The sequence below is a fragment of the Streptomyces sp. bgisy027 genome, assembly GCF_057710365.1.
On the sequence record NZ_JBYIVZ010000076.1, the window covers coordinates 1 to 26,417 of the forward strand.

Below are 26,417 nucleotides of genomic sequence, written 5' to 3' on the forward strand. Positions count from 1 at the left end.
AGGAAAGTATTGGCGGACGGGGGCAGTTGTGACCGAGAGCACAGGGGAGCGGGTGCCGCGGGGTGCCGATCCGGCGAACGCCTGCCCCGTCGCGCCCGTCGTCGACATCGTCTTCAGCCGCTGGACCACTCCGATCCTGTGGGCACTTCACGAGTACGGCCGTCAGCGCTTCGTCGAACTGGAGCGCTGCATCGGCACCATCACGCCGAAGGTGCTGACCCAGCGGCTGCGGCAGCTGGAGCGCGACGGGCTGGTCGTGCGCACGTACCACGCCGAGGTCCCGCCGCGGGTCGAGTACGAGATCAGCGAACTGGGCCGCAGCCTCGCGCCGTTGTTCGCCGCGCTGTCGGAGTGGTCCGTGCACCTGGACGCGGTCGAGCGGGCCCGGGTGGCCTACGACGCGCGGGAGGACCGGCGCGCGTCCGGGGTGGGTGGGTCCTGCTGAATCCTGCCTGGGCTGGGTGGGTGGGTCCTGCTGAATCCTGGCTGGGCTGGGCGGGTGGGTCCTGCTGAACCCCGGCGGCTCGGCGGGCGGGACCCGCTGACCCCGGCTGCGCTCAGCCCTTGTCCTGCTCGCGCATCTCGTCGATGTAGGTCTGTGCCAGCCCCGTCGTCCGTGTGAACCAGTCCGTGAGCACCGCGACCTCGTCGGCGGAGTAGCTCGCGAAGAGCTCGTTGAGGCGGGTGTAGTAGGGGCCGTAGAGGGCCCCGGCCCGGGCGACCGCGGACGGTACGGCGGCCACCCGGACCCGGCGCCGGTCGGCCGGGTCGGGGCGGCGGGTGACGTAGCCGACCCGCTCCAGGCGGTTCCCGGACTGCTGGGGCTGCCGGCTCGCGGGGCGCGGTCGGCGTACGGCCGAGGTGGTTGCCGTGGCCGGCGATCCCGCCGTGGCCGGCGATCCCGTCGTGGCCGGCGATCCCGTCGTGGCCGGCGATCCCGTCGTGGCTGGCGAACCCGCCGTGACCGGCCATCCCGCCGTCGCCGAGGCCGGTCCGGCCGGTCGCTGAAAGGGCGCTGTCAGTGGCACCCCCTAGGCTCGATGAGCGATGGCACAGGCATGGAGATGCAAGGGGCTGCGCTGGTCGGCCGACGGCCCCGAGCTGGCGTGGGACGGCGGTCGGCGCTCGGCGCTGACCTGGGGGAAACGGGTGGCCTTCGGGGTCGCCGAAGGGGGTGTTCGGACATGCGTGGGAGCGCGGGGGCACGCCTGTCCGGTGCGGGCTGCCGTATCGGGGCGCAGCACGGGGGCGCGTTGCGAGGACTGCGCGCGGCTGGACCGGGCGCACTCGGTCGCCGCCGACACGATCGCGGACGACCCGCGGCCCTACCACGTATATCTGGCCTGGTTCGGGCCCGGGATGACCAAGGTCGGCATCACCGCCCTTGAGCGCGGCTCGGCGCGGCTCCTTGAGCAGGGCGCGGTCTGCTTCAGCTGGCTGGGTGCCGGCCCGCTGATGGCGGCACGGCGCACGGAGGAACTGCTGCGGGCGGCACTGCGGGTCCCGGACCGGATTCCGTACGCCGACAAGCGGGCGGTGCGCTCCGGGCTGCCGGCGTCGGTGGCGGAGCGCGTGGCCGAGGTCGGGGACCTGCACGCCCGGGCGGTCGCGCTGGACGCCTGGCCGGAGTCGCTGGTCCGCGAACCCTGCCGACCGGTCGATCACGCCGGGGTGTTCGGGCTCGTGGATCTGCCCGCTGCCGTCGGGGAGGTGACCGAACTCGCCGCGGGCGGTGCGGTGAGCGGACGGCTGGTGGCGGCCGCCGGACCGGACCTGCATGTCGAGGCGGGCGGTGGGGTGGTCGTCGTCGACACTCGGCTGATGACGGGGTGGGACCTGCTGCCGACGGGCGGGGACGGGGAACTGACCGTGCCGGTACGGGAGTTCAAGGATCGGGAGGCGAGCATGCAGGACGGGTTGTTCTGAGGAAGCCCCGGGGAGGAGTGGGGAAAACGCTCGCCGCCAGGGACTTCCCAGGGGTTGCCTGAGAACCTCCTGTGCGTTTCTTAGGAAAATCACAGGTTGCGGAAAGCGTGTTCTAAGAGGGCCCCGACAAGGTGTCCGCCATGACCACGACCTCGCCCCAGGGGCGCACCGAACTGCTGAGGCCGGACGGGAGCCCCGTCCGAGTGCTTGTGGTGGACGACGAGATGTCGATCACCGAACTGCTGTCCATGGCCCTTCGCTACGAGGGCTGGCAGATCCGCAGCGCGGGTGACGGCACGGGTGCCGTCCAGACCGCGCGTGAGTTCCGGCCCGACGCCGTCGTCCTGGACATGATGCTCCCGGACATGGACGGCCTGACCGTCCTCGGGCGGCTGCGCCGCGAACTGCCGGACGTGCCGGTGCTGTTCCTGACGGCCAAGGACGCCGTTGAGGACCGTATCGCCGGGCTCACCGCGGGCGGCGACGACTACGTCACCAAGCCGTTCAGCCTGGAGGAGGTCGTCGCCCGGCTGCGCGGGCTCATCCGGCGTTCCGGCGCCGCCGACCGGCGGTCCGACTCCGTGCTGGTCGTCGGCGACCTGACGCTCGACGAGGACAGCCACGAGGTGTCGCGGGCCGGGGACAACATCCACCTCACCGCCACCGAGTTCGAGCTGCTGCGCTTCCTCATGCGCAATCCGCGGCGCGTCCTCAGCAAGGCCCAGATACTCGACCGGGTCTGGTCGTACGACTTCGGCGGGCAGGCCAACGTCGTCGAGCTGTACATCTCCTATCTGCGCCGGAAGATCGACGCCGGCCGGGAGCCGATGATCCACACCCGGCGCGGAGCCGGCTATCTGATCAAGCCCGCGGTGTCATGAGCGGGCGACGACGACCGCGTACGCAGAAGCGGCAGCGGCGGGCGGGTCAGCCGCGCACCCTGCGGACGCGGCTCGTCGTCGCGTCCGTGGTGCTGATCGCCGTGGTGTGCGCGGTGATCGGCACGGTGACGACGCTTGCGCTGCGCTCGCATCTGTACGACCAGTTGGACGACAAGCTGACCGAGGCCGTCGGCCGGGCGGCCGGCCTCGGCGGACCTCCCGGCGGTGACCCCGCGAAGAACGAGGTGGTCACCAAGGGGCGCGAGCCCTTCAGCCTCGACCAGTTCGTCACGCGCGGCCCGCAGCCGTCCGGCACGGTCGTCGCCAAGGTCGAGAACGGCAGCATCACCGACGCCGCGATCGGCGAGAAGGGCCAGAACACCACCGACTTCAGCGGAATGGTGCCCGGCGACCTCACCGAGTCCCAGATCGAGGCGCTCAACGAGGTCGCCCAGGACGGCAAGAAGCACACCGTCGACCTGGCCTCCCTCGGCGAGTACCGCGTCGAGTACAAGACCGGCGACAACGGCAGCTTCTATGTGGCCATCCCCACCGCGGAACTCAACGGCACCCTCAACACCCTCATCCTCATAGAAGCCAGCGTCACCGCAGCGGCCCTCGTGGCGGCCGGGACCGCCGGTACGGTGATCGTCGGCGTCGCCACCCGCCCCCTGCGCCGCGTGGCCGCCACCGCCACCCGTGTCTCCGAACTCCCCCTGCACACCGGCGAGGTGAACCTCAAGGAGCGGGTGCCCGAGTCGGAGTGCGATCCGCACACCGAGGTCGGGCAGGTCGGTGCCGCGCTCAACCGCATGCTGAACCACGTCCACGGCGCCCTGCACTCCCGCCAGCAGAGCGAGATGCGGGTGCGGCAGTTCGTCGCGGACGCCAGCCATGAACTGCGCACGCCCCTCGCGTCCATCCGCGGGTACGCCGAGCTGACCAGACGCGGCAGGGAGGACGTCGGCCCGGACACCAAGCACGCCCTCGGCCGTATCGAGTCCGAGGCCGGGCGGATGACCCTCCTCGTCGAGGATCTCCTGCTGCTCGCCCGGCTCGACGCGGGCCGCCCCCTCCAGTTCGAGCAGACCGATCTGATCCCGCTCGTCGTGGACACCATCAGCGACGCCCGCGCGGCCGGCATGGACCACAACTGGCGTCTCGACCTGCCCGACGAGCCCGCGCTCGTGTCGGCGGACGCGGCCCGGCTGCAACAGGTCCTCGTCAACCTCCTCGGCAACGCCCGCAACCACACCCCGACCGGCACGACGGTCACAGCGCGTGTTCAACGGCGGGGCCCGTGGCTGTGCGTGGACGTCGAGGACAACGGCCAGGGCATCCCGCCGGATCTGCTGCCGCACGTCTTCGAACGGTTCGCGCGCGGCGACTCCGCGCGCTCCCGCGCCACCGGCTCCACCGGCCTCGGCCTGGCCATCGTGCAGGCCGTGGCCACCGCGCACGGCGGTGCCGTCACCGTCGACAGCGTGCCCGGACGCACCGTCTTCACGGTGCATCTGCCGGCGCTCCCCGTGCCGCCGAGCCCCGAAATGAGCTGGCAACAGCACTCACAGGCACAGCACAGCGTCACCACATGGGTGGAACAGGGCGCCTGACGAAAGTCGGTTCCATGCGAACCGACTCTTCTCCCGGCACCCTGCCGGCGCGGGAGCACCTCCCGGCCGGAGACGCCGGTACGCCTGTCCTGGACGTAGTGATCCCCGTCTTCAACGAGGAGAAGGACCTCCAGCCGTGTGTGCTGAGGCTGCATGATCACCTCAAGCGCACGTTCCCGTACGCGTTCCGCATCACGATCGCGGACAACGCGTCGACGGACACCACCCCCCTGGTGTCGCGGCGGCTGGAGGCGGAGCTCCCGGAGGTCAGGGCGTTCCGGCTGGAGCAGAAGGGCCGCGGCCGGGCGCTGCGGACCGTCTGGTCCGCGTCGGAGGCCCCGATCCTCGCCTACATGGACGTGGACCTGTCCACCGACCTCAACGCCCTGCTGCCGCTGGTGGCGCCGCTGATCTCCGGGCACTCGGACCTGGCGATCGGCTCCCGGCTCAGCCGCAGCTCGCGCGTGGTGCGCGGCGCCAAGCGGGAGTTCATCAGCCGCGGTTACAACCTCATCCTGCGAGGCTCCCTCCAGGCTCGCTTCTCGGACGCCCAGTGCGGCTTCAAGGCGATCCGCCGTGATGTCGCGCAGGTGCTGCTGCCGCTGGTGGAGGACACCGGCTGGTTCTTCGACACCGAGATGCTGGTGCTCGCCGAGCGCGCGGGCCTGCGGATCCACGAGGTGCCGGTCGACTGGGTCGACGACCCGGACTCCACGGTCCACATCGTGAAGACGGCGACGGACGACCTCAAGGGCGTGTGGCGGGTGGGCAGGGCCCTGGCGACCGGCTCGCTGCCGCTGGACCGGCTCGCCCGGCCGTTCGGCGACGACCCCAGGGACCGCGAGATCAAGGACGTACCCAGCGGCCTGGCCCGCCAGCTCGTCGGCTTCTGTGTCGTCGGCGGCCTGTCCACCCTCTTCTACCTGCTGCTCTACAGCGGTTTCCGCGTCTTCGCCGGCTCGCAGACCGCCAACGCGCTCGCGCTGCTGGTCTCCGCGGTCGCCAACACGGCGGCCAACCGGCGCCTCACCTTCGGAGTGCGCGGCCGCGGCGGCGCCGTCCGGCACCAGGCGCAGGGCCTGGTCGTCTTCGGCATCGGACTCGCCCTGACCAGCGGTTCGCTGGCCGCCCTGAACGCGGCCAGCAGCGACCCGGCGCACTCCACCGAACTCGCGGTCCTGATCGCCGCCAACCTCGCGGCGACGGTCCTGCGGTTCCTGCTCTTCCGGGCGTGGGTGTTCCCGGACCGGCGCGACGACGTCGACTCGACGGTCGTGGCCTCGCACGTCCCCGCCCACAACCCGTCCTCGCCGACCTGCTCCACGGCGGGACAGGGCTCCTACGGCCCGCTCCCGCAGCGCCCGACGGGCGCACCCCACCCCACGTACGACACCGATCGGTTCCGCGCCGGTGAAGCCGCGGACGGCAATTGGAGGGACGCCACCATGCGGTTGCAGCCGGTGCGCCCGCACGACACCGACACGAGGGACTACCGATGACCGTCCACTACGACCAGACCGGCTACGACACAGGCGCAAGCCCCGACACCTGGGGCCCGCCGCCCGCGCCCCCGTCCGCCGCGCCGGCTCCCGACGGCGGTGAGCCGAGGCAGCCCTTCGTGCGGCGGCTGTGGCGCGGCCGCCCCGAGGACCCGCGCTGGGCACGCCCGGCCTTCCTCGGCCTCCTGCTCGCGACCCTCCTGCTCTACCTCTGCAACCTGAGCGCCTCCGGCTACGCCAACTCCTTCTACTCGGCGGCCGTCCAGGCCGGCAGCGAGTCCTGGAAGGCCTTCTTCTTCGGCTCGCTGGACGCGGCGAACGCCATCACCGTCGACAAGCCCCCGGCCTCGCTGTGGCCGATGGCCCTGTCGGTCCGCCTGTTCGGCCTCCACTCGTGGGCGATCCTGCTCCCCGAGGTCCTCATGGGCGTCGGGACGGTGGCCGTGGTGTACGCGGCCGTGCGCCGCCGGTTCGGCCCCGCGGCCGGTCTGATCTCGGGCGCGGTGCTCGCCCTCACCCCCGTCGCGGCGCTGATGTTCCGGTTCAACAACCCGGACGCGATGCTGGCCCTGCTGATGGCCGTGGCCTGCTACCTCGTCATCCGGGCCCTGGAGGACGGCCGTACGAAGTGGCTGGTGTGGGCCGGAGTGGCGATCGGCTTCGCGTTCCTCGCCAAGACCCTCCAGGCCTTCCTGATCCTGCCGCCGCTCGCGATCGTGTACGCGGTCTGCGCCCCGGTGCCGGTGAGGAAGCGGATCGGCCAGCTCGCCGCGGGCCTCGCCGCGATCGTGGTCTCCGGCGGCTGGTGGGTCGCGATCGTGGAACTGTGGCCCGCTTCCTCCCGCCCGTACATCGGCGGCTCGCAGAACAACTCCTTCCTTGAACTGACCTTCGGCTACAACGGCCTGGGCCGGCTCAACGGCGACGAGACCGGCAGCGTCGGCGGTGGCGGCGGAGGCGGGAACGGCGGCGGCAACTGGGGCGAGACCGGTTGGGACCGCCTCTTCGGCTCCTCCATCGGCGGCCAGATCTCCTGGCTGATCCCGGCCGCGCTGATCCTGCTGATCGCGGGTCTGGTGGCCACCGGCAAGGCACGCCGTACGTCGGTGACGCGCGGTTCGTTCCTGGTCTGGGGCGGCGCGCTGGTCACGACCATGCTGGTCTTCAGCTACATGCAGGGCATCTTCCACGAGTACTACACGGTGGCCCTCGCCCCCTACATCGCCCCGCTGATCGGCATGGGCGCGGTACTGCTCTGGGAGAAGCGCGACAAGGCGTGGGCGTCGCTGACCCTGGCGGCCGCGATGACGGCCACCGCGGTCTGGGGCTACGTCCTGCTCAACCGCTCCTCGGACTACCTGCCCTGGCTGAAGTGGGTCGTACTGGTCGGCGGACTGGCCGCGGCCCTGGGCCTGGTCTTCGCCTCGCAGCTCGGACGTCGACTGACCATGGGCGTCGTCGGGCTGGGCCTCGTGGCCGCGCTGGCCGGCCCGGCCGCGTACACCCTCACCACGGTGAACGAGGGCCACACCGGCTCGATCGTCACCGCCGGTCCCGCGGTCGCGGGCGGCCGGGGCGGTCCCGGCGGCGGAGGCGGCATGGGCGGCGGCCCCGGCGGGGGCGGCATGCCCGGCCAGAACCAGCAGGGGCAGCAAGGCGGGCAGGGGCAGAACCAGCAGGGCGGCAACGGCTTCCCCGGTGGCGGCGGCTTCGGCGGCGGCATGCCGGGTCAGCAGAACGGCAACGGCAGCACCCAGGGCCAGAACCAGCAGGGCGGTATGCCCGGCGGCGGTCAGACGGGTGAGGGCGGCCGCATGGGTGGTGGCGGCGCGGGCGGTCTGCTCAACGGCGCAAGCGTCAGCGACGAGGCCAAGGCGCTGCTGGAGAAGAACGCCGGGGACTACAGCTGGGCGGCCGCGGCCATCGGCGCCCAGAACGCCGCGAGCTACCAGCTCTCCACCGGCGAGCCGGTGATGGCGATCGGCGGCTTCAACGGCACCGACCCGTCCCCGACGCTGGCCGAGTTCAAGAAGTACGTGGAGGACGGCAGGATCCACTACTTCATCGGCAGTGGCAGCGGCGGCGGCATGGGCGGCGGCAGCGGCACCTCCTCGCAGATCAGCTCCTGGGTCCAGGAGAACTTCGAGTCGGTGACCGTGGACGGCAGCACCTTCTACGACCTGACGCAGCCGAAGAGCGACGGCTGACGGTCCCGAACGGCACCGACGGTCTCTGCGGGAAGGGGCGGTGGCGCAGGCCACCGCCCCTTCCCGTATCTCCGTTGTACGCCGTACAGGGATTGTTCTACGGTGTAGAACATGACGACGTCCCCCCAGGAACAGGCCCCGGCCCAGCCGCAGTCCGGGGTCCCGGGCGGTCACCCGCAGCGCTGGCTGATCCTCGGTGTCCTCTGCCTCGCGGTGCTGACCGTGGTGCTCGACAACACCGTCCTGAACGTGGCCATCCCCTCGCTCACCCGCGAACTGGGCGCGGCCACCTCCGACATCCAGTGGATGATCAACGCCTACTCACTGGTGCAGTCGGGTCTGCTGCTCACGGCCGGCAGCGCGGCCGACCGCTACGGCCGCAAGAAGATGCTGGCCGCGGGCCTGGCCCTGTTCGGCGTGGGCTCGCTCGTGGCCGGCCTCGCCGACTCCACGGGTCAGTTGATCGCGGCGCGGGCCGGGATGGGCGTCGGCGGCGCGCTGCTGATGACCACCGTCCTCGCGGTGGCGATCCAGATCTTCACGCCGGAGGAGCAGCCGAAGGCGATCGGCATCTGGGCCGCGGTGAACTCGCTGGGCTTCGCGGCCGGACCGCTGCTCGGCGGCTTCATGCTGAACCACTTCTGGTGGGGCGCGATCTTCCTGATCAACATTCCGGTCGCGGTGCTCGCCCTGATCGCCGTGCTGGTGCTCGTCCCCGAGTCGAAGAACCCCCAGGGCGACCGCCCCGACCTGCTGGGCGCGGTGCTCTCCACGATCGGCATGGCCGCCCTGGTGTACGCGATCATCTCCGGGCCGGAGCACGGCTGGAGGTCGGGCCGGGTCCTGCTGACGGCGGGGACGGCCGTCGTCGTGCTGGCCGCCTTCGCGTACTGGGAGAGCCGGATCCCCTACCCCATGATCGACATGCACTTCTTCCGGAACCGGCGGTTCACGGGCGCGGTCTCGGGCGGTGTGCTGATCACGTTCGGCATGGGCGGGTCGCTCTTCCTGCTCACCCAGCACATGCAGTTCGTGCTCGGCTACGAGCCGCTGGAGGCCGGGCTGCGGACGGCGCCGCTCGCCCTGATGATCGTGGCGCTGAACTTCACCGGGGTGGCGGCGAAGTGGGCGGCCCGGCTGGGCACCCCGCTCGCCATCGGCCTCGGCATGGCGGTGATGGCGGCGGGCCTGGCCGCCATCGCCACGATGGCCTCCGGCGGCTACGCCGGGACGCTGCTGGGGCTGGTGCTGATCGGCGGGGGCGCGGCCGTGGCGAGTCCGGCGATGTCCCACGCGATCATGAGTGCGATTCCGCCGGAGAAGGCCGGGGTCGGCGGTGGGATCAACGGCACGGTGGCGGAGTTCGGCACCGGCCTGGGGGTCGCCGTACTGGGGGCGCTGCTCAACTCGCGGTTCGCGGCGCTGATTCCGGTGGCGGCGACGTCCTTGCCGGCGGCGCTCGCGGCTGCCGGGTCGGCCGAGGAGAAGGCGGAGATCACGGACGCGTTCTCCGCAGGGCTGGAGACCAGTCTGCTGGTGGGGGGATTGGCTGTGCTGTTGGGGGGATTGGTCGCGGGTGCTTTGCTGCGGCGGGCCGAAAGGGGAGATTCCGCCTGAGGGCTCGGGGCATACCGTTGTCGGGCGACTGCGGGCCCGATCGGGCTGGTCGCGCAGTTCCCCGCGCCCTTTCGGGGCGCCGCCGATTGCATGTCTAGGAAGGTGCGCGATGGCCAGGGCAGCCCGGGAGTCCGCTCGGACCAGTGTGTGGCTGGAGGGCAAGGAGCGTCGCGGCGGTCGCGGTGGGCAGCCCTCCGGGCTCGACCGGGACCGGATCACCGAGGCGACGGTACGGCTGCTCGACGCCGAGGGGCTGGCGAAGTTCTCCATGCGGCGGCTGGCGGCCGAGCTGAACGTGACCGCGATGTCCGTCTACTGGTACGTCGACACCAAGGACGACCTCCTCGAACTCGCCCTCGACGCCGCCTTCGGCGAACTCGACCTGCCCGATGCCGAGACCGACGAGGACTGGCGGGACCAACTGCGCGCGCTGGCCCGCGCCTACCGCGGTCTGCTGGTGCGCCACCCGTGGCTGTCGCCGCTGATCGGCACCTACGTCAACATCGGCCCGAACAGCCTCGCCTTCTCCCGCCTGGTGCAGCGCATCGTCCGCAGGACCGGCCTGCCCGCGCACGGCCTGGTCGCCGCCATCTCCGCGGTCTTCCAGTTCGTGTACGGGTTCGGCACCATCGAGGGCCACTTCATCGCCCGCAGCACGGCGTTCGGCATGACCCCGGACGACTACTTCCACCACGCCATGAGCAACGTGTCCCAGTCCCCGGAGGCCGCCGACATCGTCCAGGAGTCCGCGGAACTCATGGAGGCCCGGGGCGGCGACACGGTCGAGGAAATGTGGGAACGGGACTTCGAGTTCGCCCTGGACCTGCTGGTGGCGGGCATCGAGGCGATGGTGGCGCGCAGCGCACCCCCCGGAGGGCGCGCAGCGCGTTCAGGGGCGCGGGGAACTGCGCGACCAGCCACCACGGACCAGCGGCCACAAGACGACCCACGCCCCCCGAGCCCCTAGGCGTCGCCCTCAACCAGCCGCGCGGGAAACCCACCCGTGGCCACCGGCCCCCACTTCTGAGGCGTCACCCGAATGATCGACTTCCCCTGCTTCACCATCGCCGCCCGGTACTCGTCCCAGTCCGGATGCTCCCCGGCGATGTTCCGGTAGTACTCGACGAGCGGCTCGACCGACTCCGGCGTGTCGATGACCTCCGCGGTCCCGTCGACCTGCACCCACGGCCCGTTCCAGTCGTCGCTGATGACAAGGACGCTGACCCGCTCGTCCCGCTTCGCGTTGCGCGTCTTGGCCCGCTCGGGATAGGTGGACATCACGATCCGCCCCGAGTCGTCGACCCCGCAGGTCAACGGCGAGGCCTGCGGGCTGCCGTCGGCCCGCCGGGTCAGCAGGACGGCGCGATGCCGGGGCCGTACGAAGTCGAGCAGCTCTTCGCGCGAGACGCGGGTGTTGGTCGCGATGTTCGGTGCCATGGGACGCAGCCTAGGGGCCGACGGGCCCGTTCAGCCTGACCCTGCCGTGGTTACGCTTGCGGCGGTGTCTCCCCCTGCACCGCCTGGATGTCCAGCTCCACCTTCAGCGTCGTACCGACGGCGGCGACGCCCGCCTGCACGACCTGGTTGTAGTTCATGGCGAAGTCGTCCCGGTGCAGTTCCGTCGTGGCGCGGAACGCGGCCCGCGTCCCGCCCCACGGGTCGGCGCCCGTGCCGAGGTAGGCCAGGTCCAGGTCGACCGGCCGTACGACACCGTGCATGGTCAGTTCGCCGTGCACGGTCCAGCGGTCGGTGCCCGCGGCGGCCGCAAGACCCGTCGACCGGTAGGTGATCTCGGGATACCTCTCGACGTCCAGGAAGTCCGGCGACTTCAGGTGCCCGTCGCGCATGCCGTTGCCCGTGTCGATCGAGTCGGCCCGGATCACCGCCTGAACGCGGGACTTGGCGATGTCGTCAGGCGCGATCTCGACGGCGCCGGAGAACCGCGTGAACCGGCCGTGCACGCTGGAGATGCCCAGGTGCCGGGCGACGGCGGCCACGCTGGAGTGCGCCGGGTCGACGGTCCACGGTCCCGGCGGCGGCAGCTCCGTGCCGCCCTGGCGGGCCAGGGTCACCGTGCCGACCTCGGCGCGGCCGCTCGCGGTGACGATCGCGCTCGCGGCGGCGGGCGCGTAGCCGACCGCGGTGACGATGACGGTGTACGCCCCCGGGGCCAGCGGGTTCGCGTCCCGTACGGCCCCTTCCGCGTCCGCCTCCAGGCGCAGCACCTGCGTCCCGGTCATGTCCGTCACCGTGACGACCGCGTGCGACACGGCCCACCCGTCCCGGGTACGGATCCTCGCGGTCAGTCCCATCTCACGTACTCCTCAGAAGGTCTCAAAAGGAACCGGCCCGCGGCGGCGACGCACCTCCGCTCGGAGCGCGCCGCCCGCCACGGGCCGGAGTCCGACTACTCGCCTGGGTGGGCGAGTTCGATGTCGTGGTCGTCGGTGCCGGGGCCGGTCACCGTCAGGGCGGTCGCCACCGGCGGGTAGCCCGTCGCGATCACCGTGTACTCGCCGCCGTCCAGGTCGGTGAAGGCGTACGCCCCGTCCGTCCCGGTGGTGGCGGTGCCCACGACGTTGCCTGCCGCGTCGACCAGGGTCACGCGGGCGTCGGCCAGCGGTCCGTGCGGTGCCCGTACGACGCCCTGGACCTGCGCGCCGGCCTCCAGGTCGACCTCGATCCGGGTGACCCCGGTGCCGCCGACCTCGACGGGCAGGGCGCGCGGCCGGTAGCCGGCGGCGTTCACCGCGACGGTCACGGGACCCGGCACCAGCTCGGCGAAGCCGAACTCGCCCTGCTCACCGGTGGCGGCGGTGGCCAGCAGGTCCCCGCGCACATCGGTCACGATCACCATCGCGTCCTTCACCGGCAGCGCGCTCTGCGAGGTGCGCACGACGCCGCTCAGGCCGCTGGTGCCGCTGAGCAGGATGTCGTAGGCCACCGGCTCGCCGCCGCTGACGACGATCGTGGAGGCCTGCGGCTGGAAGCCGTCGGCGGAGGCGATCAGGACGTACGATCCCGCGCCCGGCGCGTCGATGGCGTACGAACCGTCGGCCTGCGCGACCGAGCGGCCCAGCTGCCGGCCGGACAGCGAGATCAGCGTGACGGCCGCCTGCGGCACCGGCGCGCTCTCGGCGCCCCGCACGAAGCCGCGGACCGGGACACCGCCGGACGACGCACCGCCGGTCTCCCCGGCAGGGGCCACCGTGGCCACCGCGGCGAGCCGCCGGGTGCCCTCGGGGCCGGTCGCCGTCTCGGAAGCGGCCACGGAAGCGGCCACGGCCCAGCTCGGCACCCGCTCCTCCGCCGGGGCGGCCGGTGCCTCGGTCGGCTCCGGGCTGTCGGCCTCGGCGGCCTGCGCCATGGCGCCCTTGGTCTTCAACGGGACCTCCTTGATGAACAGGGCGAACAGGAGGGCGAGGAAGGCGACCGGCGCGGCGTACAGGAAGACGTCGGCGACGCCGTGGCCGTACGCGCTCTCGATGACCGTGCGCACCGGGCCGGGCAGCGCGTCGAGGTCGGGGATCTCACCGTGGCCGGAGGAGCCCTGCACGCCGAGCTTGCTGAGGCCCTCCTCGGCGTAGTGGGTGATCCGGTGGCTGAGGACCGCGCCCAGCGCGGAGACGCCCATGGCGCCGCCGAGGGAGCGGAAGAAGTTCACGACCGAGCTCGCCGCACCCAGGTCGGTCGGAGCGACCTGGTTCTGGGTGGCGAGGACCAGGTTCTGCATCATCATGCCGACGCCGAGACCCAGCAGGGCCATGAAGATCGCGACGTGCCAGTACTCGGTGTCGTGGCGGATCGTGCCGAGCAGCCCGAGGCCCGCCGTGACCAGCACACCGCCGGCCAGCAGCCAGGCCTTCCAGCGGCCGGTGCGGGTGATGACCTGGCCGGAGACGGTCGAGGAGACGAACAGGCCGACGATCATCGGGATGGTCAGCACGCCCGACATGGTCGGCGACTCGCCCCGCGCCAGCTGGAAGTACTGGCTGAAGAAGATCGTTCCCGAGAACATCGCGATGCCGACGAACAGGGAGGCCAGCGAGGCCAGCGTGATGGTGCGGTTGCGGAACAGGCGCAGCGGGACGATCGGCTCGCTCGCCTTCGTCTCCACCAGGATGAAGATCAGCAGCAGCGCGAGCGCGCCACCGGTCATCGCGCCGGTCTGCCAGGACAGCCAGTCGTACTTGTCACCGGCGAAGGTCACCCAGACCAGCAGCAGGCAGACCGCGGCCGTGATGAAGAAGGCGCCGGCCCAGTCGACCTTGACCTTCCGCTTGACGACGGGGAGGTGCAGGGTGCGCTGGAGCACGATCAGGGCGATGACCGCGAAGGGCACGCCCACGTAGAAGCACCAGCGCCAGCCGAGCCAGTCGGTGTCGGTGATGACGCCGCCGATCAGCGGACCACCGACCATCGCGGTGGCGAAGGTGGCGCCGAGGTAGCCGTTGTAGCGGCCGCGCTCACGCGGCGAGATCATCGCCGCCAGGATGATCTGGGCCAGCGAGGACAGACCGCCCATGCCGATGCCCTGCACCGCGCGGAACGCGATCAGCATCCCGGCGTTCTGCGAGAGACCGGCCAGCGCGGATCCGGCCACGAAGACGACCAGGGCCAGCTGTATGAGGAGCTTCTTGGAGAAGAGGTCGGCGAGCTTGCCCCACAGGGGTGTGGACGCGGTCATCGCCAGCAGCGACGCGGTGACCACCCAGGTGTAGGCGCTCTGGCCGCCGCCGAGGTCCTTGATGATGTCGGGCAGAGCGTTGGAGACGATCGTCGACGACAGGATCGCGACGAACATGCCGAGCAGCAGCCCGGTCAGCGCCTCCATGATCTGCCGGTGCGACATCGGAGCGCCGGCCGGCCCTCCTGAGTGCTTGGCGTGCGCCCGCACACCGGCTGGTGTGGTCGTTGCCATGGGGTTCCTTTTCCTACTGGGTGATCGCGGGTGTACGGGTGGGGAGTTCGGGTTGGTCGGGCACCGGCGGCCGGTGCACGGACCGGCAGTCGTCGAAGCTCGCCCGCAGCCGGGTCATCAGCCGGGTCAGCAGGGTGATCTCCTCGTCGCTCCAGTCGCCGAGCCGCTCGGCGAGCAGCTGCGTGGTCAGCCGGGACATCTCCTGGACGCGGTCCTCGCCCGCCGGGGTGAGGTGCAGAATGCGGCTGCGTTTGTCCGCCGGGTCGGGGGAGCGCTCGATCCAGCCGCGCTCGGCCACATGGGCGACATGGCGGCTGGTGACCGACATGTCCACGGCCAGCAGCTCGGCGAGCTTGCTCATGCGCATGTCCCCGTGGCGGCTCAGCAACGTCAGTACGGCGGCGGAGCCGGACGGGCAGTCGGACGGCAGGATCCGTCCCATCTCCCTCTTCACGGCGCCGAAGGCGCTGAACTGACGGACCAGCTCCTCGTACTGCGCCTGCTCGGCCATCACACCTCCGTTGGTTGTTGCTTAGGGCAACCATAGAAGCGTTTGGTTGCTACAGGCAAATAAATGAGGGCAGGTGCGGTACAAAAACTTGGCAAAGGCAAGTATTGCGACCGTAAATGTGCAGGTGGGGCGGGTTCTGTGGCCCCCTGTGCAGAGGCCGGGCCCCCACTTGGGCCGCACGGGCGGATTCGCTAGGGTCTCAGGCCATGGCTAACACCCAGGGCCCCCAGGGCAACCACGACCCCGCAGGCAGCACCCAGATGTTCCGCGCGTTCGTCGACGAGGGCCCCCAGGGCGGTCGGCGGCAGCAGGCTTCCTCGGGTCCGCGCATCGGCATGATCATCGGCGTCGTCGCCGCGGTCGTGATCGTGGCGGCGGTGGCCTGGCTGGCGCTCAAGTAGTCGTCGCCGGCACCGGTTCAATTCCACTGGACGGAGACGTCCCGCGTCTCGATGTGCATGCCGAGCGGCACGCGCCAGGCGTCGACGCACACCGTCCAGGTCTTCTCCTTGCGCTCCCCGGCCCCGATCGGCGCCGGGAGCTCCTGGGACGACTCGATCGTCGCCCAGTCGATGCCGAGCGCGCCGATGATGTGGGTGCCGAAGGTCACGGTGCCCGAACGCACGGCCGTGCCGCCCGAGTTGCGCAGATCGAGGGTCAACTTCTCGCACCACCGCCGGTCCGTGGGCTTGCGCACCGGGTCGCCCACGGACAGCTCCGCGGGCGAGGGAGGCGCCGAGGGCGCCGGGCCGTCGCCCGAGCTGCCGGACGTACCGTCGCCTGAGCCGCCGCCCGAGCCGCCGGACGTGGTGGCCGAGCCCCCGCCCGAGCCGCCGGACGTGGTGGCCGAGCCCCCGCCCGAGCCCCCGCCCGAGCCCCCGGACGAACCGCCGCCCGTGGTGTCCGAGTCGGCCGGTGTGTCCGCGGGGTCCTGAGTGCCGCTCGGGGGCCGGGCGGGACTGTCCGTCCCTGCCTGTCCGGTCCCCGCGGCCCATGTCGGCCCCTGACTCCCCTCCGAGTCAGGGGAGTTGTCGGAGCCGGCCCCAGCGCCGCCGCTCCCGCCCGTGCCGCCGTCCGCGGCGCCGCCGCTCTCCGGTCCGTCGAGCGGCACCAGCGTCACCTCGCCCGTCGGCGCGGCGGCCTTGCCGGAGACGCGGGGTGGGCCTCCGGCCGCTCCCGTGGCGACGTAGCCGTCGTCGCCCCCGCCGCCTCCGCACGCGGCCGGCGTCACGCCCAGGCAGACGACGGCCGCCGACGCGCCGATCAGGGCGCACCGACGGCCATGTGTCGAGGTCGTCCAAATCCGCCGAAGCATCGGGCCATGGTGGCTGACGCTCCGTCAAATATGAAGGGGTCAGTCGGAGATGAGCCCCTCGCGCAGCTGGGCCAGGGTCCGGGTCAGCAGCCGGGAGACGTGCATCTGGGAGATGCCGACCTCCTCGCCGATCTGTGACTGGGTCATGTTGGCGAAGAAGCGCAGCATGATGATCCGCCGCTCACGGGGCGGCAGCTTGGCCAGCAGCGGCTTGAGGGACTCGCGGTACTCGACGCCCTCCAGGGCGCTGTCCTCGTAGCCGAGCCGGTCCGCGAGCGAGCCCTCGCCGCCGTCGTCCTCCGGGGCCGGTGAGTCCAGCGAGGAGGCCGTGTAGGCGTTGCCGACCGCGAGGCCGTCGACGACGTCCTCCTCGGACACGCCCAGGACGGTGGCCAGTTCGGTGACCGTCGGGGAGCGGTCCAGTTTCTGGGAGAGCTCGTCGCTGGCCTTGGTGAGAGCCAGGCGCAGCTCCTGGAGCCGCCTGGGCACCCGCACCGACCAGGACGTGTCGCGGAAGAACCGCTTGATCTCGCCGACCACGGTCGGCATCGCGAACGTCGGGAACTCCACGCCCCGTTCGCAGTCGAAGCGGTCGATCGCCTTGATCAGGCCGATGGTTCCGACCTGGACGATGTCCTCCATCGGCTCGTTGCGCGAGCGGAAGCGGGCCGCCGCGTAGCGCACGAGTGGGAGGTTCAGCTCGATCAGCGTGTCCCGGACGTACGCACGTTCGGGGCTGTTCTCGTCCAGTGCGGCGAGCCGCAGGAACAGGGAGCGGGACAGGGTGCGGGTGTCGATGTCCGCCGTGGCCGGAACGGCCGGCAGATCAGCAGCCGGAGCGGCTGGGAGATCGGCGGCCGGAAGGGCCTCCAAGGCCGGTACATCGTCGAGCGCGGCGTCGGGCGCGGACTCGCTCTTCGTGAGCGTGAGCACCTTCGAGCTGCCCTGGTCTGCGGACATGCCACCCCCTTTGGGTCGCGGGACGGTCGTGGCGAACGCTCCGAACGAGGAACGCCAGCCTTCACCTGAATACCGGAGCCGAAGCCACGGCAAACGCGCTTCCCGAAGAATGTCACATGTCGGCAACACGCTGTAGTGACATGTCGACATGTGAGACTTGAATCCGCCCTGGATAAAGGGGGTCTGACGGTATTTCGGGCCAGAACTGTCGGGATCCGCCCTGGTGAGCGATTCAGCCGCGACGGTGACCGATCGATCCTCTATACGGTTACGCGTCGATCCGGTTCGCCGAACGCAGCCGCTGGAAGCTACGCGCGAGTAGCCTCGACACGTGCATCTGGGACACCCCGAGTTCCGCACTGATTTGCGACTGGGTGAGGTTGCTGTAGTACCGCAGAAGAAGGATTCTCTGCTCGCGCTCGGGGAGTTGCACCAGCAGATGCCGTACGAGGTCCCGGTGCTCCACGCCGTCCAGGGCCGGGTCCTCGTAGCCGAGCCGGTCCAGCAGTCCGGGCAGCCCGTCGCCCTCCTGGGCGGCCTCCAGCGAGGTGGCGTGGTACGACCGTCCGGCCTCGATGCAGGACAGCACCTCGTCCTCGGTGATGCGCAGCCGCTCGGCGATCTCGGCGGTCGTGGGGGTGCGCCCGAAGCTCGTGGTGAGGTCCTCGGTCGCGCTGTTGACCTGGACCCACAGCTCGTGCAGCCGGCGCGGCACGTGCACCGTGCGGACGTTGTCCCGGAAGTACCGCTTGATCTCGCCGACCACGGTCGGCATCGCGAACGTCGGGAACTGCACGCCGCGGTCGGGGTCGAAGCGGTCGATGGCGTTGATGAGTCCGATGGTGCCGACCTGGATCACGTCCTCCATCGGCTCGTTGCGGGAGCGGAAACGGGCGGCCGCGTAGCGCACGAGCGGGAGGTTCGCCTCGATGAGCGCCCCGCGCACGCGGTTGTGCTCCGGCGTGCCCGGCGTCAGCTCCTTGAGTTCCCCGAAGAGGACCTGGGTGAGTGCCCGGGTGTCCGCACCCCTGCTGCGGGGCGGCGGGGACGCGGCGGTGTCCTCCTGGGTCGGGGCTTGAGGCGCAGTACTGGCCGGCACGGTCAACTCCACCTCGTGATCCATCAACTCATCCGTCAAAAGCGGTCATAGCATCACAAGACAGTTCATTGTGTTCAAGTACCGCATAATCCCGTGTTGAGAATGGAAGGCTGCGCAGGACACGCGAAAACCCCCCGCCGTTCCGGCGGAGGGCTTCGCGTGGATCGAGGGGCGGCGCGGTTCGGGAGGCGGGCGGCGCGGCTTGGGAGGCGGGTGGTGCGGCTCGGGAGGGGGGTGGCGCGGTTCGGGAGGGGGGTGGCGCGGCTCAGAATTCGTAGTCGGTGATCACCCAGGTGGCGAACTCCCTCCACAGGGCGACGCCCGCCTGGTGCTCGGGGTGCTCGGCGTAGACGCGCAGTGCGGCCGTGTCCTCGAAGGCGGAGTTGATGGCGAAGTCGTAGGCGATGGGGCGGTCGCTGAAGTTCCAGCCCAGCTCCCAGTGGCGCAGCTCGGGGATCTTGCCCTTCAGCGAGCGGAAGGCCTCGACGCCCGCCACGACCCGCGGGTCGTCGCGCTCGACGCCCTCGTTCAGCTTGAACAGGACGAGGTGGCGGATCATGAGTCTCCTCCGTTGGCGATCCAGGTCATGAAGTCGCCGATGGCCTTCGCGGCGTCCGAAATGCCTTCGAACCCTACCTGGACGTAGTCGGCAGCCTGTTCCGGGTCCGTGATGATCACGTAGAGCGCGAAGACCGCGAGCACATAGACGGCGATCTTCTTCGAATTCACCGCCATCGCGGCCTCCCCTGTGGCTGGTGTGCCTGCCATGCCTGCCGTGTCGATTGAGTCGAAAGAGCCGAAAGAGCCTCGGGTTACCGGCGGTGAGTGTAGCCTTCGCCCCTCCCGGGAGATCAACAGCACGGGTCCCGGTCCGGCTGGGTGCTGCTGGACCGGCTACTCGCGGGGCGTGAGGGCGGTCGCGCCCACCCGGGCCTCGAAGCACTCGCGTTCGCCGTCGGGCGACGCGGGCCGGAAACAGGCCCGGACGGTGCTGCCGGGACCGACCTCGGTCATCTCGGTGTAGACGAAGGTCGCCGCGTCGTCCTTGTTCCTGATGCGCACGCTGTGGGTCGGGCCGCCCGCCGTGACGTCCAGCCGGTCTCCGATCTCCGTTCCCCAGGTCCGGGCCCAGCTCGCGCCGCACTTCTTGCTGTGCCGCAGCTCGACGTGGGCGCCGGTGGCCGTGCGGTGCGAGGCGAGGGTGTCGGGGCCGATCCCGCAGATCAGGCGCATCGGGTCCCGCCCCTCGCAGGCTGCCCCGTGGCACTGGGGTGCGATGGAGAACGGGATGGACGCCGGCGGTGGCTCCTCGTCCCGGGCCGCCGAGTCCGGCAGCAGGAGGAACAGCAGGGCCGCGGCACCACCGACGATCACGGTGTACGCCGAGGCCAGCATCACCAGCAGCCTGCTCCCGCCGAGCCGCCGCCGGGTTCCGGCGGGCGGCGGTGCCTGGTGAGGCGGCGGCGGAGCGGAGTCGTCCGTGGGAGGGGCGGGTGCGGCGCCCACCGCCCGTCCGCTCCAGTGCGACTCGGCGATCTCCCACAGGGCCAGCAGTCGCCCGTCCGGTTCCTTCGCCAGCCGGCACAGTTCCCGTACGGCCTGGCGAGGAGGCAGGCTCTTGCCGTTGAGGTACCGCTCCCACGAGGACTTGCTGTACGCCGTTCGCTCCGCCAGCGCTGCCAGGCTCAGCCCCGCACCGGCCCGCAGCTCCCGCAGCGCCGCGACCAGCCGGGTGTGTTCCGGGGTCACTTCGGATCCGCCTCCCGCAGGGCCTGCCAGGTGGGCGGGTCGATGACGCCGTTCACGATCAGCCCGTTCTGCTTCTGCATGCGCTCGACCGCGCGCCGCGTCTTCGGGCCGAAGACGCCGTCGATCTCCCCCGGTGCGGTACCCGCCCGGTGCAGCAGGCACTGCGCCTCGGCCACTTCGAGCCCCACCTGGGTGTTGGACAGGAGGATGTCCGTGGTCCGGCTCAGTCCCGCGTACCAGCGGCCCTCACGCCGCTCCAGCCGACAGGTGTAGACGACCGGCACCAGGGACTCCGACACGGTGGCCGGGGCCGTCGCGACAGCGTCCGAGCGGTCGCGCGCGAGCTGGGCACGGGCCTCGGTGAGCCGCACGGCCAGCAGGAGCGCCGCGGAGACGGACAGCACCGTGACCACGGCCCCCGCCGTGACCGCGAGGCGCAGGTGACGCCGGTACGGCTGCTCCTGCGTGGGTGTGTGGGCCGGCGTCGCGGTGAGGTCCTCGGGAGCGTCGGTGGTGGCCGTCCGTCCCTCAGCCCAGCGCTGGGCGGCGATCTCGTGCAGCGCCAGCAGCCGGGTCGGATCGTCCTCGCCGACGCGGGCCATCGCCTCGACGGCCTCCCGGGGCGGCAGAGACCTGCCGTTCAGATAGCGCTGCCACGACTTCGCGCTGTACCCGGTCCTCGCGGCCAGTTGCCGCGTGCTCAGTTCGCTGCGGTCCTTCAGCCTGCGCAGGCGCACGATCAACTGGTGGACGTGTGGATGCAGTTCTGCGGGCAGTTCCTTCCAGCGCGACACGCTTCCCCCACTCGCGTCGGGGGCCGCGGTCCCGGCCCCCGTGTCCCGGGTTCATTCTGCATCAGCTGTCACGTGAAGCCCGCCCCGCCGTCATCCCGCCCCGGTGCGGAATCGGCCACACCGCTTATGTCCCAGTCCCGCCGCAGGGACTCGACGGGTGGCATCTCAGCAGGTCAGCGCACGGGACGTCCCGGGACGAGGTCACTTCCGCGCCACCTGTGGCCCAACATCACGCCGAACCCGCAGTCTCGTTGCGGAGCCGGCCGCCGCGGCCGGCTCCGCTCATGCCACCTCACCAGGAGTGCTTCCATGAAGCTGAACAGAAAGACGGCGGCGGCCCTGCTCACCGTCGGACTCGCCGCGACCTCGACCACCCTGACGGCCCCGTCCGCCTCCGCGAGCAGCATGCACGGCTGCTCGTACCCGCAAGTGTGTCTGTACGACGGCTCCTACCAGAACGGCACCAAGTTCAGCTGGTACCAGGACACCTCCTACCAGGCCATCATCGGCGGAGGGAACCGGGTGGACGCGGTGGTCAACACCCGTAACGACGACTCCGTCTGGCTGATCGACCAGGGCGCCTCCCCGGACGCCTACCTCTGCATCCCGCGGAACACGGCCGTCAACCTCGGCAACTACGCCCACCCCAACGGCACCACCTGGGCGAACGACGCCGACGCCATCAAGATCTGGGGCGACCCCGACGACGGCAGGTGCAGCGGCACCTATCAGGTACAGCAGGGTCGCATCAAGGACGGCTGGCGTCCCTGACCCAGACACGACGAGGCGTCGCTCCCACGGGCGCCGTCTCTGGGTGAGTGGCTATACGGCCTTGCCGCCCAGAAGTCCGACGATGGCCCCGAAGCCCAGGTTGGCGATGGTCGCGCAGGTGTCCATCGCCGACTTGGCGGCATCCGTGGGCTTGGGGATGAAGATCGCGATGTAGAGGTTCGCTGCCAGGGCTCCGACCGTTATGACGACCACGGCTATGAAGACCATCTTGAAGTGGGAGGTGACGGTCGTGACCGCAGCGGTGTCCACCTGGGCGGCATCGGCTCCGAGGCCTTCCGCGGGTCCGGCGATCCCTTCAGTCACGGGACGCTCCCCCCAGCGGCCTGTCCGGCTCACCCTTGGTCGCCGCGTCGTCCTGGGCCGCACGTAAGTGCTGGATGAGCGCCTGGATCGCTTCCGGACTGAGCTGGGAGCCGCTCAGCTCGGCCCTTTTGCCGTCGACCTCCACGATCACGGACGTCTCGCGCGGCCTGCGGAAGATCGACGCCAGGAGTCCGCGCAGGTGATCACTGAGGATCGCGGCCAAGCCGCCGGCCGCCACCCCCACGAGCGTCGCGATCAGTTCTGGATCCATGGTCCCCCCGCCGCCTGCCTGCGCTCAGATTGTGCCCTGCCGGAGGCCTGCCTGCCGGCCGATCGACGGATTCCGGGCGGCGTGGGGCTGCGGCTGGGCCGCGGACCGAGACGCAGACGCAGACGCACGAAGGGTCCGGCTCGATGAGCCGGACCCTTCGTCCATCAGCGGTAGCGGAGGGATTTGAACCCTCGGTGACTTGCGCCACACTCGCTTTCGAGGCGAGCTCCTTCGGCCGCTCGGACACGCTACCGAGGGAGACCTTACAGCACGCCGGGCCCTGCTCCGAAATCGGTATTCGTACGCCGGACCCGGCTCAGCGGCCGCGGAAGAAGTCCGTGAGCCGGCGGGCGCACTCCTCGGCGAGCACGCCCTCGATCACCTCGGGCCGGTGGTTGAGTCTGCGGTCGCGCACGACGTCCCAGAGCGAGCCGGCCGCGCCCGCCTTCTCGTCCCGGGCGCCGTAGACGACCCGGTCCACCCGGGACTGCACGATCGCGCCGGCGCACATCGTGCAGGGCTCCAGCGTGACCACGAGCGTGCAGCCGGTCAGCCGCCACTCGCCGAGTTCCGCGGCGGCCCTGCGGATCGCCAGCACCTCGGCGTGGGCGGTCGGATCGCCGGTCGCCTCGCGCTCGTTGTGGCCGGCGCCCAGCACGGTCGTGCCGTCGGCGCCCAGCACGACGGCGCCGACGGGGACGTCCCCGCCCCGGACGGCCTGTTCGGCCTCGTCCAGGGCGAGTCGCATCGCCGCCCGCCAGGGGTCGCGTACGGGGTCGAACGAGGTCAGCGGACGGTCTCCAGGACCTCCGAGGCGCCCAGTGCCTCGGCGATCGTGCTGAGGGCGTCCTCGGCGTCCAGGGACTTCAGCTCCTTCTCGCCGACGCCGAGGTCGTCGAGGATCTCGCTGTCGCCGACGGGGCTGTGCGGCACGGCGTCGGCGCCGCTGCCGTCCTCGTCGTCCTCGGAGTCGCCGTCGGGCTCCTCCGTGCCGTCGAGGTCCAGGGAGTCGAGGTCGGCGTCGTCGTCGCCGGGCTCCCTTCCGAGCAGTTCGTCGGTGAGCAGGATCTCGCCGTAACTGCTGCGGGCGGCTGCTGCGGCGTCCGAGACGTAGATACGGGGGTCGTCCTCGCCGTCGATGCGGACGACGCCGAACCAGGCGTCCTCCTGCTCGATCAGCACCAGCACCGTGTCGTCCTCGGGAGAGGCTTCACGGGCCAGGTCGGCCAGATCCGACAAGGTCTCCACATCGTCGAGCTCTGTGTCGCTCGCTTCCCACCCGTCTTCGGTGCGCGCGAGCAGTGCGGCGAAGTACACCGTGACTCTCCCACTGGTCATAGGCGTGCCGGTCGGGGTTCCCCCCGGCGGAGGTTGCGGTGGGGCGGCTTCGGGACCGAGCCCCACCACTCGGAATCGTGGCAGAAACAAGGCGTTCAGGGGACGTCTTCGGCTCCCTGTGTCCGGCAGTTTCGATCGCGCGGGCCCGAGGGGTTCCGCGAGCAGGTCCGCGAGGGACTCACCAGCGCACTCGTTGCCGCCACGTGCGGATCGTACGCGGCTTTTCCCGGTGCCCACGCACGCCAACCGCCCAACCGGCCGGAGACCAGCCGATCTTCCCGCGCGACTCGCCCTACCAGCGGAACGTGCGCATGCGCAGGGCGTGCCGCAGCCGGGCCGCCTTGGCGCGGCGCGGCTGGACGCGGTCCCGCAGCTCCCGGGCCTCGGCGAGTTCCCGCAGGAACTGGGCCCGGCGTCGCCGGCGCGCGGCGTCGCTCTCGTCCGGCGCGTCCTGGGTGGGACGCTCCGGGGATTCAGGATCAGGCATCGGCTCACCACCCCCGCTACGTCCCTCCCACTTTCCCCCCGATGGGCGGTTTGATGCCAGCGCACGGGTGATGCCGCGGCCCGTGGCTTGCCGTGTGAGGGGACGCCGGGCATACCCGGCCCGGTTAATGTTGTGGACATGCGTCTCCACGTCGTCGACCACCCTCTGGTCGCCCACAAGCTCACCACGCTGCGCGACCGGCGCACCGACTCCGCGACCTTCCGTCGGCTGGCCGACGAACTGGTCACCCTGCTCGCCTACGAGGCCACGCGGGACGTGCGTACCGAAGCGGTCGACATCACGACCCCGGTCACCGACACCACCGGTGTCAAGCTGTCCTACCCGCGCCCGCTGGTCGTGCCGATCCTGCGCGCCGGGCTCGGCATGCTGGACGGCATGGTCCGGCTGCTGCCGACCGCCGAGGTGGGCTTCCTGGGCATGATCCGCAACGAGCAGACGCTCCAGGCGTCCACCTACGCCTCGCGGATGCCGGAGGACCTCTCCGGGCGTCAGGTGTACGTGCTGGACCCGATGCTGGCCACCGGCGGCACGCTGGTCGCGGCGATCCAGGAGCTCATCAAGCGCGGCGCGGACGACGTGACCGCGGTGGTGCTGCTCGCCGCGCCCGAGGGCGTGGAGCTGATGGAGCGGGAGCTGGCGGGGACGCCGGTGACCGTGGTGACGGCCGCCGTGGACGACCATCTCAACGAGCACGGGTACATCGTGCCTGGGCTGGGTGACGCGGGGGATCGTCTTTACGGGGCGGCCGAGTAGGGGGCGGGAACGCCTTTTCGTCGTACGGGGTGCGGTCGCGTGGCGACTGCGGGTCTGGTGCGGCTGGTCGCGCCCACGCGGCGGAGCCGCACATCGACACACCGCACATCGACACACCGCACATCGACACACCGCACATCGACACAGCCCCGCGCCCCTTTTGGGACGCTTCTAGCAGCCCTTCTTCGAAGTCGAGGGCGTCGGCTTCGGGTTGGACAGGGCGGTCAGGGCCTTCTCGGCGTCCGGCTTCTTCGTGAGTTCCTTGAAGCGGTCGCCGATGATCAGGTCCACGGCGGCGCCCTTACGGGTGGCGTCGGTGCGGCGTTCGGCCCCGGTCAGCTGGGTGGCCAGCACCGGCAGTGAGGTGTTCAGGGACGCGGCCGGGCCGAGCAGGATGCCGGTGCCCTTCACCTTCTTGTCGTAGTCCTTCGTCGCGTTGCCCACGTCGCCGATCTTGAACCCGCGCTTCTTCAGCTCGTCGGCGGTCTGCTTGGCGAGCCCGCTGCGGGTCGTGGCGTTGAGCACGTTGACGGTGATGCCGGACGGCTTCGGCAGCGGCGCCCTCGCCGCGGGCGAGGGCGCCGCCCCGGTCCCGCAGTCGGACTTGGGGCCGGCCGCCGAGGCCTCTCCGCCGCCGCCCGTGAAGACGTCGATGAGCTGGAGCGTGCCCCAGCCGGCCACGCCGAGCGCGGTGACGGAGGCGACGGCGAGCACGACGAACCTGCCGCGCCGACGACGGCGCCGCAGCCGTGGGTACTTGTCCCCCTTGATGCGGTACTGGCCGCCCATGCCGGGGGGAGTCAGCATGCTCATGGGCGCAGCGTAGTGCGCCCGGGCGGCAATGCCTACTAGATGATCATTCGATGCCGCGCGGACCTACCCGAAAGGGGCAACGCGGGACGCCCGGGCGTGTCAGCCCGGGGTCAGTCCAGTTCCAGGACTCTCGCGTGCAGCACCTGGCGCTGCTGGAGCGCCGCGCGCACCGCGCGGTGCAGGCCGTCCTCCAGATACAGGTCGCCCTGCCACTTCACGACGTGCGCGAAGAGGTCGCCGTAGAACGTCGAGTCCTCGGCCAGCAGGGTTTCCAGATCGAGCTGACCCTTGGTCGTCACGAGCTGATCGAGGCGGACCGGGCGCGGCGCGACGTCCGCCCACTGCCGGGTGCTTTCCCGGCCGTGGTCGGGGTACGGCCGGCCGTTTCCGATGCGCTTGAAGATCACACGGAAAGCCTACCGGTCAAGACGTTCCGGGCGCAGCCATGGCGCCGTAGTGCGACGCTGGAAAAGATGTGGCAAACCGGGAGGAAACGGCAAACGTCAAGGGAATGACGGCCGGATCGGAAGCCGGAACGGACCCGTAC

General features: G+C 71.0%; 30 protein-coding genes, 1 tRNA gene and 1 pseudogene. 12 read left to right on the plus strand and 20 right to left on the minus strand.

The window, feature by feature from the left end; translation table 11 throughout:
• Positions 1 to 28 precede the first annotated feature (28 nt).
• A complete protein-coding gene (locus AC3ETA_RS44090; RefSeq protein ID WP_432198516.1) occupies positions 29 to 445 on the plus strand; it encodes a winged helix-turn-helix transcriptional regulator in 417 nt (138 codons plus the stop codon).
• A 112-nt stretch (positions 446 to 557) separates the two neighbouring features.
• On the opposite strand, the pseudogene AC3ETA_RS44095 reads toward AC3ETA_RS44090, so the two are convergent.
• Positions 558 to 809 (minus strand): annotated as a pseudogene (locus AC3ETA_RS44095) (MarR family transcriptional regulator); the annotation flags it as partial.
• Between the two features lie 61 nt (positions 810 to 870).
• Here AC3ETA_RS44095 and AC3ETA_RS44100 point away from each other — a divergent pair.
• The 8 genes from AC3ETA_RS44100 (at position 871) to AC3ETA_RS44135 (ending at position 10,710) form a co-directional block, all read left to right on the plus strand.
• The gene (locus tag AC3ETA_RS44100; protein WP_432198558.1) at positions 871 to 1,008 is read left to right on the plus strand and encodes a hypothetical protein; all 138 of its coding nucleotides are present in this window, start codon (positions 871 to 873) and stop codon (positions 1,006 to 1,008) included.
• Between the two features lie 39 nt (positions 1,009 to 1,047).
• Complete coding sequence (locus AC3ETA_RS44105; RefSeq protein WP_432198517.1) at positions 1,048 to 1,926, plus strand: DUF2797 domain-containing protein; 879 nt, start codon at positions 1,048 to 1,050, stop codon at positions 1,924 to 1,926.
• Positions 1,927 to 2,066: 140 nt separating this feature from the next.
• Positions 2,067 to 2,807: a response regulator transcription factor gene (locus AC3ETA_RS44110; protein ID WP_030956349.1), complete on the plus strand. Its 741-nt coding sequence runs from the start codon at positions 2,067 to 2,069 to the stop codon at positions 2,805 to 2,807.
• A complete protein-coding gene (locus AC3ETA_RS44115) occupies positions 2,804 to 4,420 on the plus strand; it encodes an ATP-binding protein (protein ID WP_432198518.1) in 1,617 nt (538 codons plus the stop codon). Before AC3ETA_RS44110 ends, AC3ETA_RS44115 begins: the two co-directional genes overlap by 4 nt.
• Positions 4,421 to 4,434: 14 nt before the next feature.
• Positions 4,435 to 5,919, plus strand: a complete 1,485-nt coding sequence (locus AC3ETA_RS44120) for a bifunctional glycosyltransferase family 2/GtrA family protein (protein ID WP_432198519.1) — start codon at positions 4,435 to 4,437, stop codon at positions 5,917 to 5,919.
• The gene (locus tag AC3ETA_RS44125) at positions 5,916 to 8,126 is read left to right on the plus strand and encodes an ArnT family glycosyltransferase (protein WP_432198520.1); all 2,211 of its coding nucleotides are present in this window, start codon (positions 5,916 to 5,918) and stop codon (positions 8,124 to 8,126) included. Before AC3ETA_RS44120 ends, AC3ETA_RS44125 begins: the two co-directional genes overlap by 4 nt.
• Positions 8,127 to 8,237: 111 nt before the next feature.
• Positions 8,238 to 9,743, plus strand: a complete 1,506-nt coding sequence (locus AC3ETA_RS44130; RefSeq protein WP_432198521.1) for an MFS transporter — start codon at positions 8,238 to 8,240, stop codon at positions 9,741 to 9,743.
• 109 nt (positions 9,744 to 9,852) lie between these two features.
• Positions 9,853 to 10,710: a TetR/AcrR family transcriptional regulator gene (locus tag AC3ETA_RS44135; protein ID WP_432198522.1), complete on the plus strand. Its 858-nt coding sequence runs from the start codon at positions 9,853 to 9,855 to the stop codon at positions 10,708 to 10,710.
• Here AC3ETA_RS44135 and AC3ETA_RS44140 read toward each other — a convergent pair.
• The 4 genes from AC3ETA_RS44140 to AC3ETA_RS44155 form a co-directional block, all read right to left on the minus strand.
• On the minus strand, positions 10,707 to 11,180 hold the full coding sequence (locus AC3ETA_RS44140) for a PPOX class F420-dependent oxidoreductase (RefSeq protein ID WP_432198523.1): 474 nt from the start codon (positions 11,178 to 11,180) through the stop codon (positions 10,707 to 10,709). The genes AC3ETA_RS44135 and AC3ETA_RS44140 overlap by 4 nt on opposite strands.
• Before the next feature lie 50 nt (positions 11,181 to 11,230).
• The gene (locus tag AC3ETA_RS44145) at positions 11,231 to 12,055 is read right to left on the minus strand and encodes a YceI family protein (RefSeq protein WP_432198524.1); all 825 of its coding nucleotides are present in this window, start codon (positions 12,053 to 12,055) and stop codon (positions 11,231 to 11,233) included.
• Positions 12,056 to 12,150: 95 nt separating this feature from the next.
• Positions 12,151 to 14,595, minus strand: a complete 2,445-nt coding sequence (locus AC3ETA_RS44150; protein ID WP_488187671.1) for an MFS transporter — start codon at positions 14,593 to 14,595, stop codon at positions 12,151 to 12,153.
• Positions 14,596 to 14,677: 82 nt separating this feature from the next.
• Complete coding sequence (locus AC3ETA_RS44155; RefSeq protein ID WP_432198526.1) at positions 14,678 to 15,175, minus strand: MarR family winged helix-turn-helix transcriptional regulator; 498 nt, start codon at positions 15,173 to 15,175, stop codon at positions 14,678 to 14,680.
• 206 nt (positions 15,176 to 15,381) lie between these two features.
• Here AC3ETA_RS44155 and AC3ETA_RS44160 point away from each other — a divergent pair, with 206 nt between their 5' ends.
• Positions 15,382 to 15,576, plus strand: a complete 195-nt coding sequence (locus tag AC3ETA_RS44160; protein WP_380849452.1) for a hypothetical protein — start codon at positions 15,382 to 15,384, stop codon at positions 15,574 to 15,576.
• Positions 15,577 to 15,593: 17 nt separating this feature from the next.
• Here AC3ETA_RS44160 and AC3ETA_RS44165 read toward each other — a convergent pair whose 3' ends face one another.
• The 7 genes from AC3ETA_RS44165 to AC3ETA_RS44195 all read right to left on the minus strand — a co-directional run bounded on the left by AC3ETA_RS44165 (position 15,594) and on the right by AC3ETA_RS44195 (position 21,092).
• Entirely contained in the window at positions 15,594 to 16,490 is an 897-nt protein-coding gene (locus AC3ETA_RS44165; RefSeq protein ID WP_432198527.1) for a hypothetical protein, read from the minus strand.
• A gap of 39 nt (positions 16,491 to 16,529) precedes the next feature.
• Entirely contained in the window at positions 16,530 to 17,450 is a 921-nt protein-coding gene (locus AC3ETA_RS44170) for an RNA polymerase sigma factor SigF (RefSeq protein WP_030952814.1), read from the minus strand.
• Positions 17,451 to 17,718: 268 nt separating this feature from the next.
• Positions 17,719 to 18,573: an RNA polymerase sigma factor SigF gene (locus tag AC3ETA_RS44175; RefSeq protein ID WP_432198528.1), complete on the minus strand. Its 855-nt coding sequence runs from the start codon at positions 18,571 to 18,573 to the stop codon at positions 17,719 to 17,721.
• 241 nt (positions 18,574 to 18,814) lie between these two features.
• Positions 18,815 to 19,108, minus strand: a complete 294-nt coding sequence (locus AC3ETA_RS44180) for a Dabb family protein (RefSeq protein WP_432198529.1) — start codon at positions 19,106 to 19,108, stop codon at positions 18,815 to 18,817.
• Entirely contained in the window at positions 19,105 to 19,284 is a 180-nt protein-coding gene (locus AC3ETA_RS44185; protein ID WP_432198553.1) for a hypothetical protein, read from the minus strand. The genes AC3ETA_RS44180 and AC3ETA_RS44185 overlap by 4 nt, the downstream gene beginning before the upstream one ends.
• A 159-nt stretch (positions 19,285 to 19,443) precedes the next feature.
• Positions 19,444 to 20,298 carry a helix-turn-helix domain-containing protein gene (locus tag AC3ETA_RS44190; protein WP_432198530.1) on the minus strand — a complete coding sequence of 285 codons (855 nt, stop codon included), beginning with the start codon at positions 20,296 to 20,298 and terminating at the stop codon, positions 19,444 to 19,446.
• Positions 20,295 to 21,092 carry a peptidoglycan-binding protein gene (locus tag AC3ETA_RS44195; RefSeq protein ID WP_432198531.1) on the minus strand — a complete coding sequence of 266 codons (798 nt, stop codon included), beginning with the start codon at positions 21,090 to 21,092 and terminating at the stop codon, positions 20,295 to 20,297. The genes AC3ETA_RS44190 and AC3ETA_RS44195 overlap by 4 nt, the downstream gene beginning before the upstream one ends.
• 309 nt (positions 21,093 to 21,401) lie before the next feature.
• On the opposite strand from AC3ETA_RS44195, the gene AC3ETA_RS44200 reads away from it, so the two are divergent.
• On the plus strand, positions 21,402 to 21,863 hold the full coding sequence (locus AC3ETA_RS44200) for a hypothetical protein (protein WP_432198532.1): 462 nt from the start codon (positions 21,402 to 21,404) through the stop codon (positions 21,861 to 21,863).
• Between the two features lie 51 nt (positions 21,864 to 21,914).
• Here AC3ETA_RS44200 and AC3ETA_RS44205 read toward each other — a convergent pair whose 3' ends face one another.
• The 6 genes from AC3ETA_RS44205 to AC3ETA_RS44230 form a co-directional block, all read right to left on the minus strand.
• Positions 21,915 to 22,187: a hypothetical protein gene (locus AC3ETA_RS44205; RefSeq protein WP_432198533.1), complete on the minus strand. Its 273-nt coding sequence runs from the start codon at positions 22,185 to 22,187 to the stop codon at positions 21,915 to 21,917.
• Positions 22,180 to 22,458, minus strand: coding sequence for a hypothetical protein (locus AC3ETA_RS44210; protein WP_432198534.1), 279 nt, complete (start codon positions 22,456 to 22,458; stop codon positions 22,180 to 22,182). Before AC3ETA_RS44210 ends, AC3ETA_RS44205 begins: the two co-directional genes overlap by 8 nt.
• A 168-nt stretch (positions 22,459 to 22,626) precedes the next feature.
• A tRNA-Ser gene (locus AC3ETA_RS44215) sits at positions 22,627 to 22,711 on the minus strand.
• A 63-nt stretch (positions 22,712 to 22,774) separates the two neighbouring features.
• Complete coding sequence (gene tadA, locus AC3ETA_RS44220; protein ID WP_432198535.1) at positions 22,775 to 23,206, minus strand: tRNA adenosine(34) deaminase TadA; 432 nt, start codon at positions 23,204 to 23,206, stop codon at positions 22,775 to 22,777.
• A gap of 38 nt (positions 23,207 to 23,244) precedes the next feature.
• Positions 23,245 to 23,775: a tRNA adenosine deaminase-associated protein gene (locus AC3ETA_RS44225; RefSeq protein ID WP_107905078.1), complete on the minus strand. Its 531-nt coding sequence runs from the start codon at positions 23,773 to 23,775 to the stop codon at positions 23,245 to 23,247.
• A 313-nt stretch (positions 23,776 to 24,088) separates the two neighbouring features.
• Positions 24,089 to 24,283 carry a hypothetical protein gene (locus AC3ETA_RS44230; RefSeq protein ID WP_030952803.1) on the minus strand — a complete coding sequence of 65 codons (195 nt, stop codon included), beginning with the start codon at positions 24,281 to 24,283 and terminating at the stop codon, positions 24,089 to 24,091.
• A 138-nt stretch (positions 24,284 to 24,421) separates the two neighbouring features.
• On the opposite strand from AC3ETA_RS44230, the gene upp reads away from it, so the two are divergent.
• The gene (gene upp, locus AC3ETA_RS44235) at positions 24,422 to 25,057 is read left to right on the plus strand and encodes a uracil phosphoribosyltransferase (protein ID WP_432198536.1); all 636 of its coding nucleotides are present in this window, start codon (positions 24,422 to 24,424) and stop codon (positions 25,055 to 25,057) included.
• A 171-nt stretch (positions 25,058 to 25,228) separates the two neighbouring features.
• Here the strand turns inward: upp and AC3ETA_RS44240 are convergent, their stop codons facing one another.
• Together AC3ETA_RS44240 and AC3ETA_RS44245 are read right to left on the minus strand one after the other, a co-directional pair.
• Positions 25,229 to 25,846: a LytR C-terminal domain-containing protein gene (locus tag AC3ETA_RS44240; protein ID WP_432198554.1), complete on the minus strand. Its 618-nt coding sequence runs from the start codon at positions 25,844 to 25,846 to the stop codon at positions 25,229 to 25,231.
• A gap of 134 nt (positions 25,847 to 25,980) precedes the next feature.
• Entirely contained in the window at positions 25,981 to 26,277 is a 297-nt protein-coding gene (locus AC3ETA_RS44245) for a type II toxin-antitoxin system VapB family antitoxin (RefSeq protein WP_003999914.1), read from the minus strand.
• Positions 26,278 to 26,417 lie beyond the last annotated feature (140 nt).

What these genes read in the sequence shown, in the direction of transcription:
- AC3ETA_RS44105 (WP_432198517.1), top strand. Translation starts at nt 1,048, where the DNA reads ATGGCACAGGCATGGAGATGCAAGGGGCTGCGCTGGTCGGCCGACGGC.
- AC3ETA_RS44110 (WP_030956349.1), top strand. Translation starts at nt 2,067, where the DNA reads ATGACCACGACCTCGCCCCAGGGGCGCACCGAACTGCTGAGGCCGGAC.
- AC3ETA_RS44115 (WP_432198518.1), top strand. Translation starts at nt 2,804, where the DNA reads ATGAGCGGGCGACGACGACCGCGTACGCAGAAGCGGCAGCGGCGGGCG.
- AC3ETA_RS44120 (WP_432198519.1), top strand. Translation starts at nt 4,435, where the DNA reads ATGCGAACCGACTCTTCTCCCGGCACCCTGCCGGCGCGGGAGCACCTC.
- AC3ETA_RS44125 (WP_432198520.1), top strand. Translation starts at nt 5,916, where the DNA reads ATGACCGTCCACTACGACCAGACCGGCTACGACACAGGCGCAAGCCCC.
- AC3ETA_RS44130 (WP_432198521.1), top strand. Translation starts at nt 8,238, where the DNA reads ATGACGACGTCCCCCCAGGAACAGGCCCCGGCCCAGCCGCAGTCCGGG.
- AC3ETA_RS44135 (WP_432198522.1), top strand. Translation starts at nt 9,853, where the DNA reads ATGGCCAGGGCAGCCCGGGAGTCCGCTCGGACCAGTGTGTGGCTGGAG.
- AC3ETA_RS44140 (WP_432198523.1), bottom strand. Translation starts at nt 11,180, where the DNA reads ATGGCACCGAACATCGCGACCAACACCCGCGTCTCGCGCGAAGAGCTG.
- AC3ETA_RS44145 (WP_432198524.1), bottom strand. Translation starts at nt 12,055, where the DNA reads ATGGGACTGACCGCGAGGATCCGTACCCGGGACGGGTGGGCCGTGTCG.
- AC3ETA_RS44150 (WP_488187671.1), bottom strand. Translation starts at nt 14,595, where the DNA reads ATGTCGCACCGGCAGATCATGGAGGCGCTGACCGGGCTGCTGCTCGGC.
- AC3ETA_RS44155 (WP_432198526.1), bottom strand. Translation starts at nt 15,175, where the DNA reads ATGGCCGAGCAGGCGCAGTACGAGGAGCTGGTCCGTCAGTTCAGCGCC.
- AC3ETA_RS44160 (WP_380849452.1), top strand. Translation starts at nt 15,382, where the DNA reads ATGGCTAACACCCAGGGCCCCCAGGGCAACCACGACCCCGCAGGCAGC.
- AC3ETA_RS44165 (WP_432198527.1), bottom strand. Translation starts at nt 16,490, where the DNA reads ATGCTTCGGCGGATTTGGACGACCTCGACACATGGCCGTCGGTGCGCC.
- AC3ETA_RS44170 (WP_030952814.1), bottom strand. Translation starts at nt 17,450, where the DNA reads ATGTCCGCAGACCAGGGCAGCTCGAAGGTGCTCACGCTCACGAAGAGC.
- AC3ETA_RS44175 (WP_432198528.1), bottom strand. Translation starts at nt 18,573, where the DNA reads ATGGATCACGAGGTGGAGTTGACCGTGCCGGCCAGTACTGCGCCTCAA.
- AC3ETA_RS44180 (WP_432198529.1), bottom strand. Translation starts at nt 19,108, where the DNA reads ATGATCCGCCACCTCGTCCTGTTCAAGCTGAACGAGGGCGTCGAGCGC.
- AC3ETA_RS44185 (WP_432198553.1), bottom strand. Translation starts at nt 19,284, where the DNA reads ATGGCGGTGAATTCGAAGAAGATCGCCGTCTATGTGCTCGCGGTCTTC.
- AC3ETA_RS44200 (WP_432198532.1), top strand. Translation starts at nt 21,402, where the DNA reads ATGAAGCTGAACAGAAAGACGGCGGCGGCCCTGCTCACCGTCGGACTC.
- AC3ETA_RS44210 (WP_432198534.1), bottom strand. Translation starts at nt 22,458, where the DNA reads ATGGATCCAGAACTGATCGCGACGCTCGTGGGGGTGGCGGCCGGCGGC.
- tadA (WP_432198535.1), bottom strand. Translation starts at nt 23,206, where the DNA reads ATGCGACTCGCCCTGGACGAGGCCGAACAGGCCGTCCGGGGCGGGGAC.
- AC3ETA_RS44230 (WP_030952803.1), bottom strand. Translation starts at nt 24,283, where the DNA reads ATGCCTGATCCTGAATCCCCGGAGCGTCCCACCCAGGACGCGCCGGAC.
- upp (WP_432198536.1), top strand. Translation starts at nt 24,422, where the DNA reads ATGCGTCTCCACGTCGTCGACCACCCTCTGGTCGCCCACAAGCTCACC.
- AC3ETA_RS44240 (WP_432198554.1), bottom strand. Translation starts at nt 25,846, where the DNA reads ATGGGCGGCCAGTACCGCATCAAGGGGGACAAGTACCCACGGCTGCGG.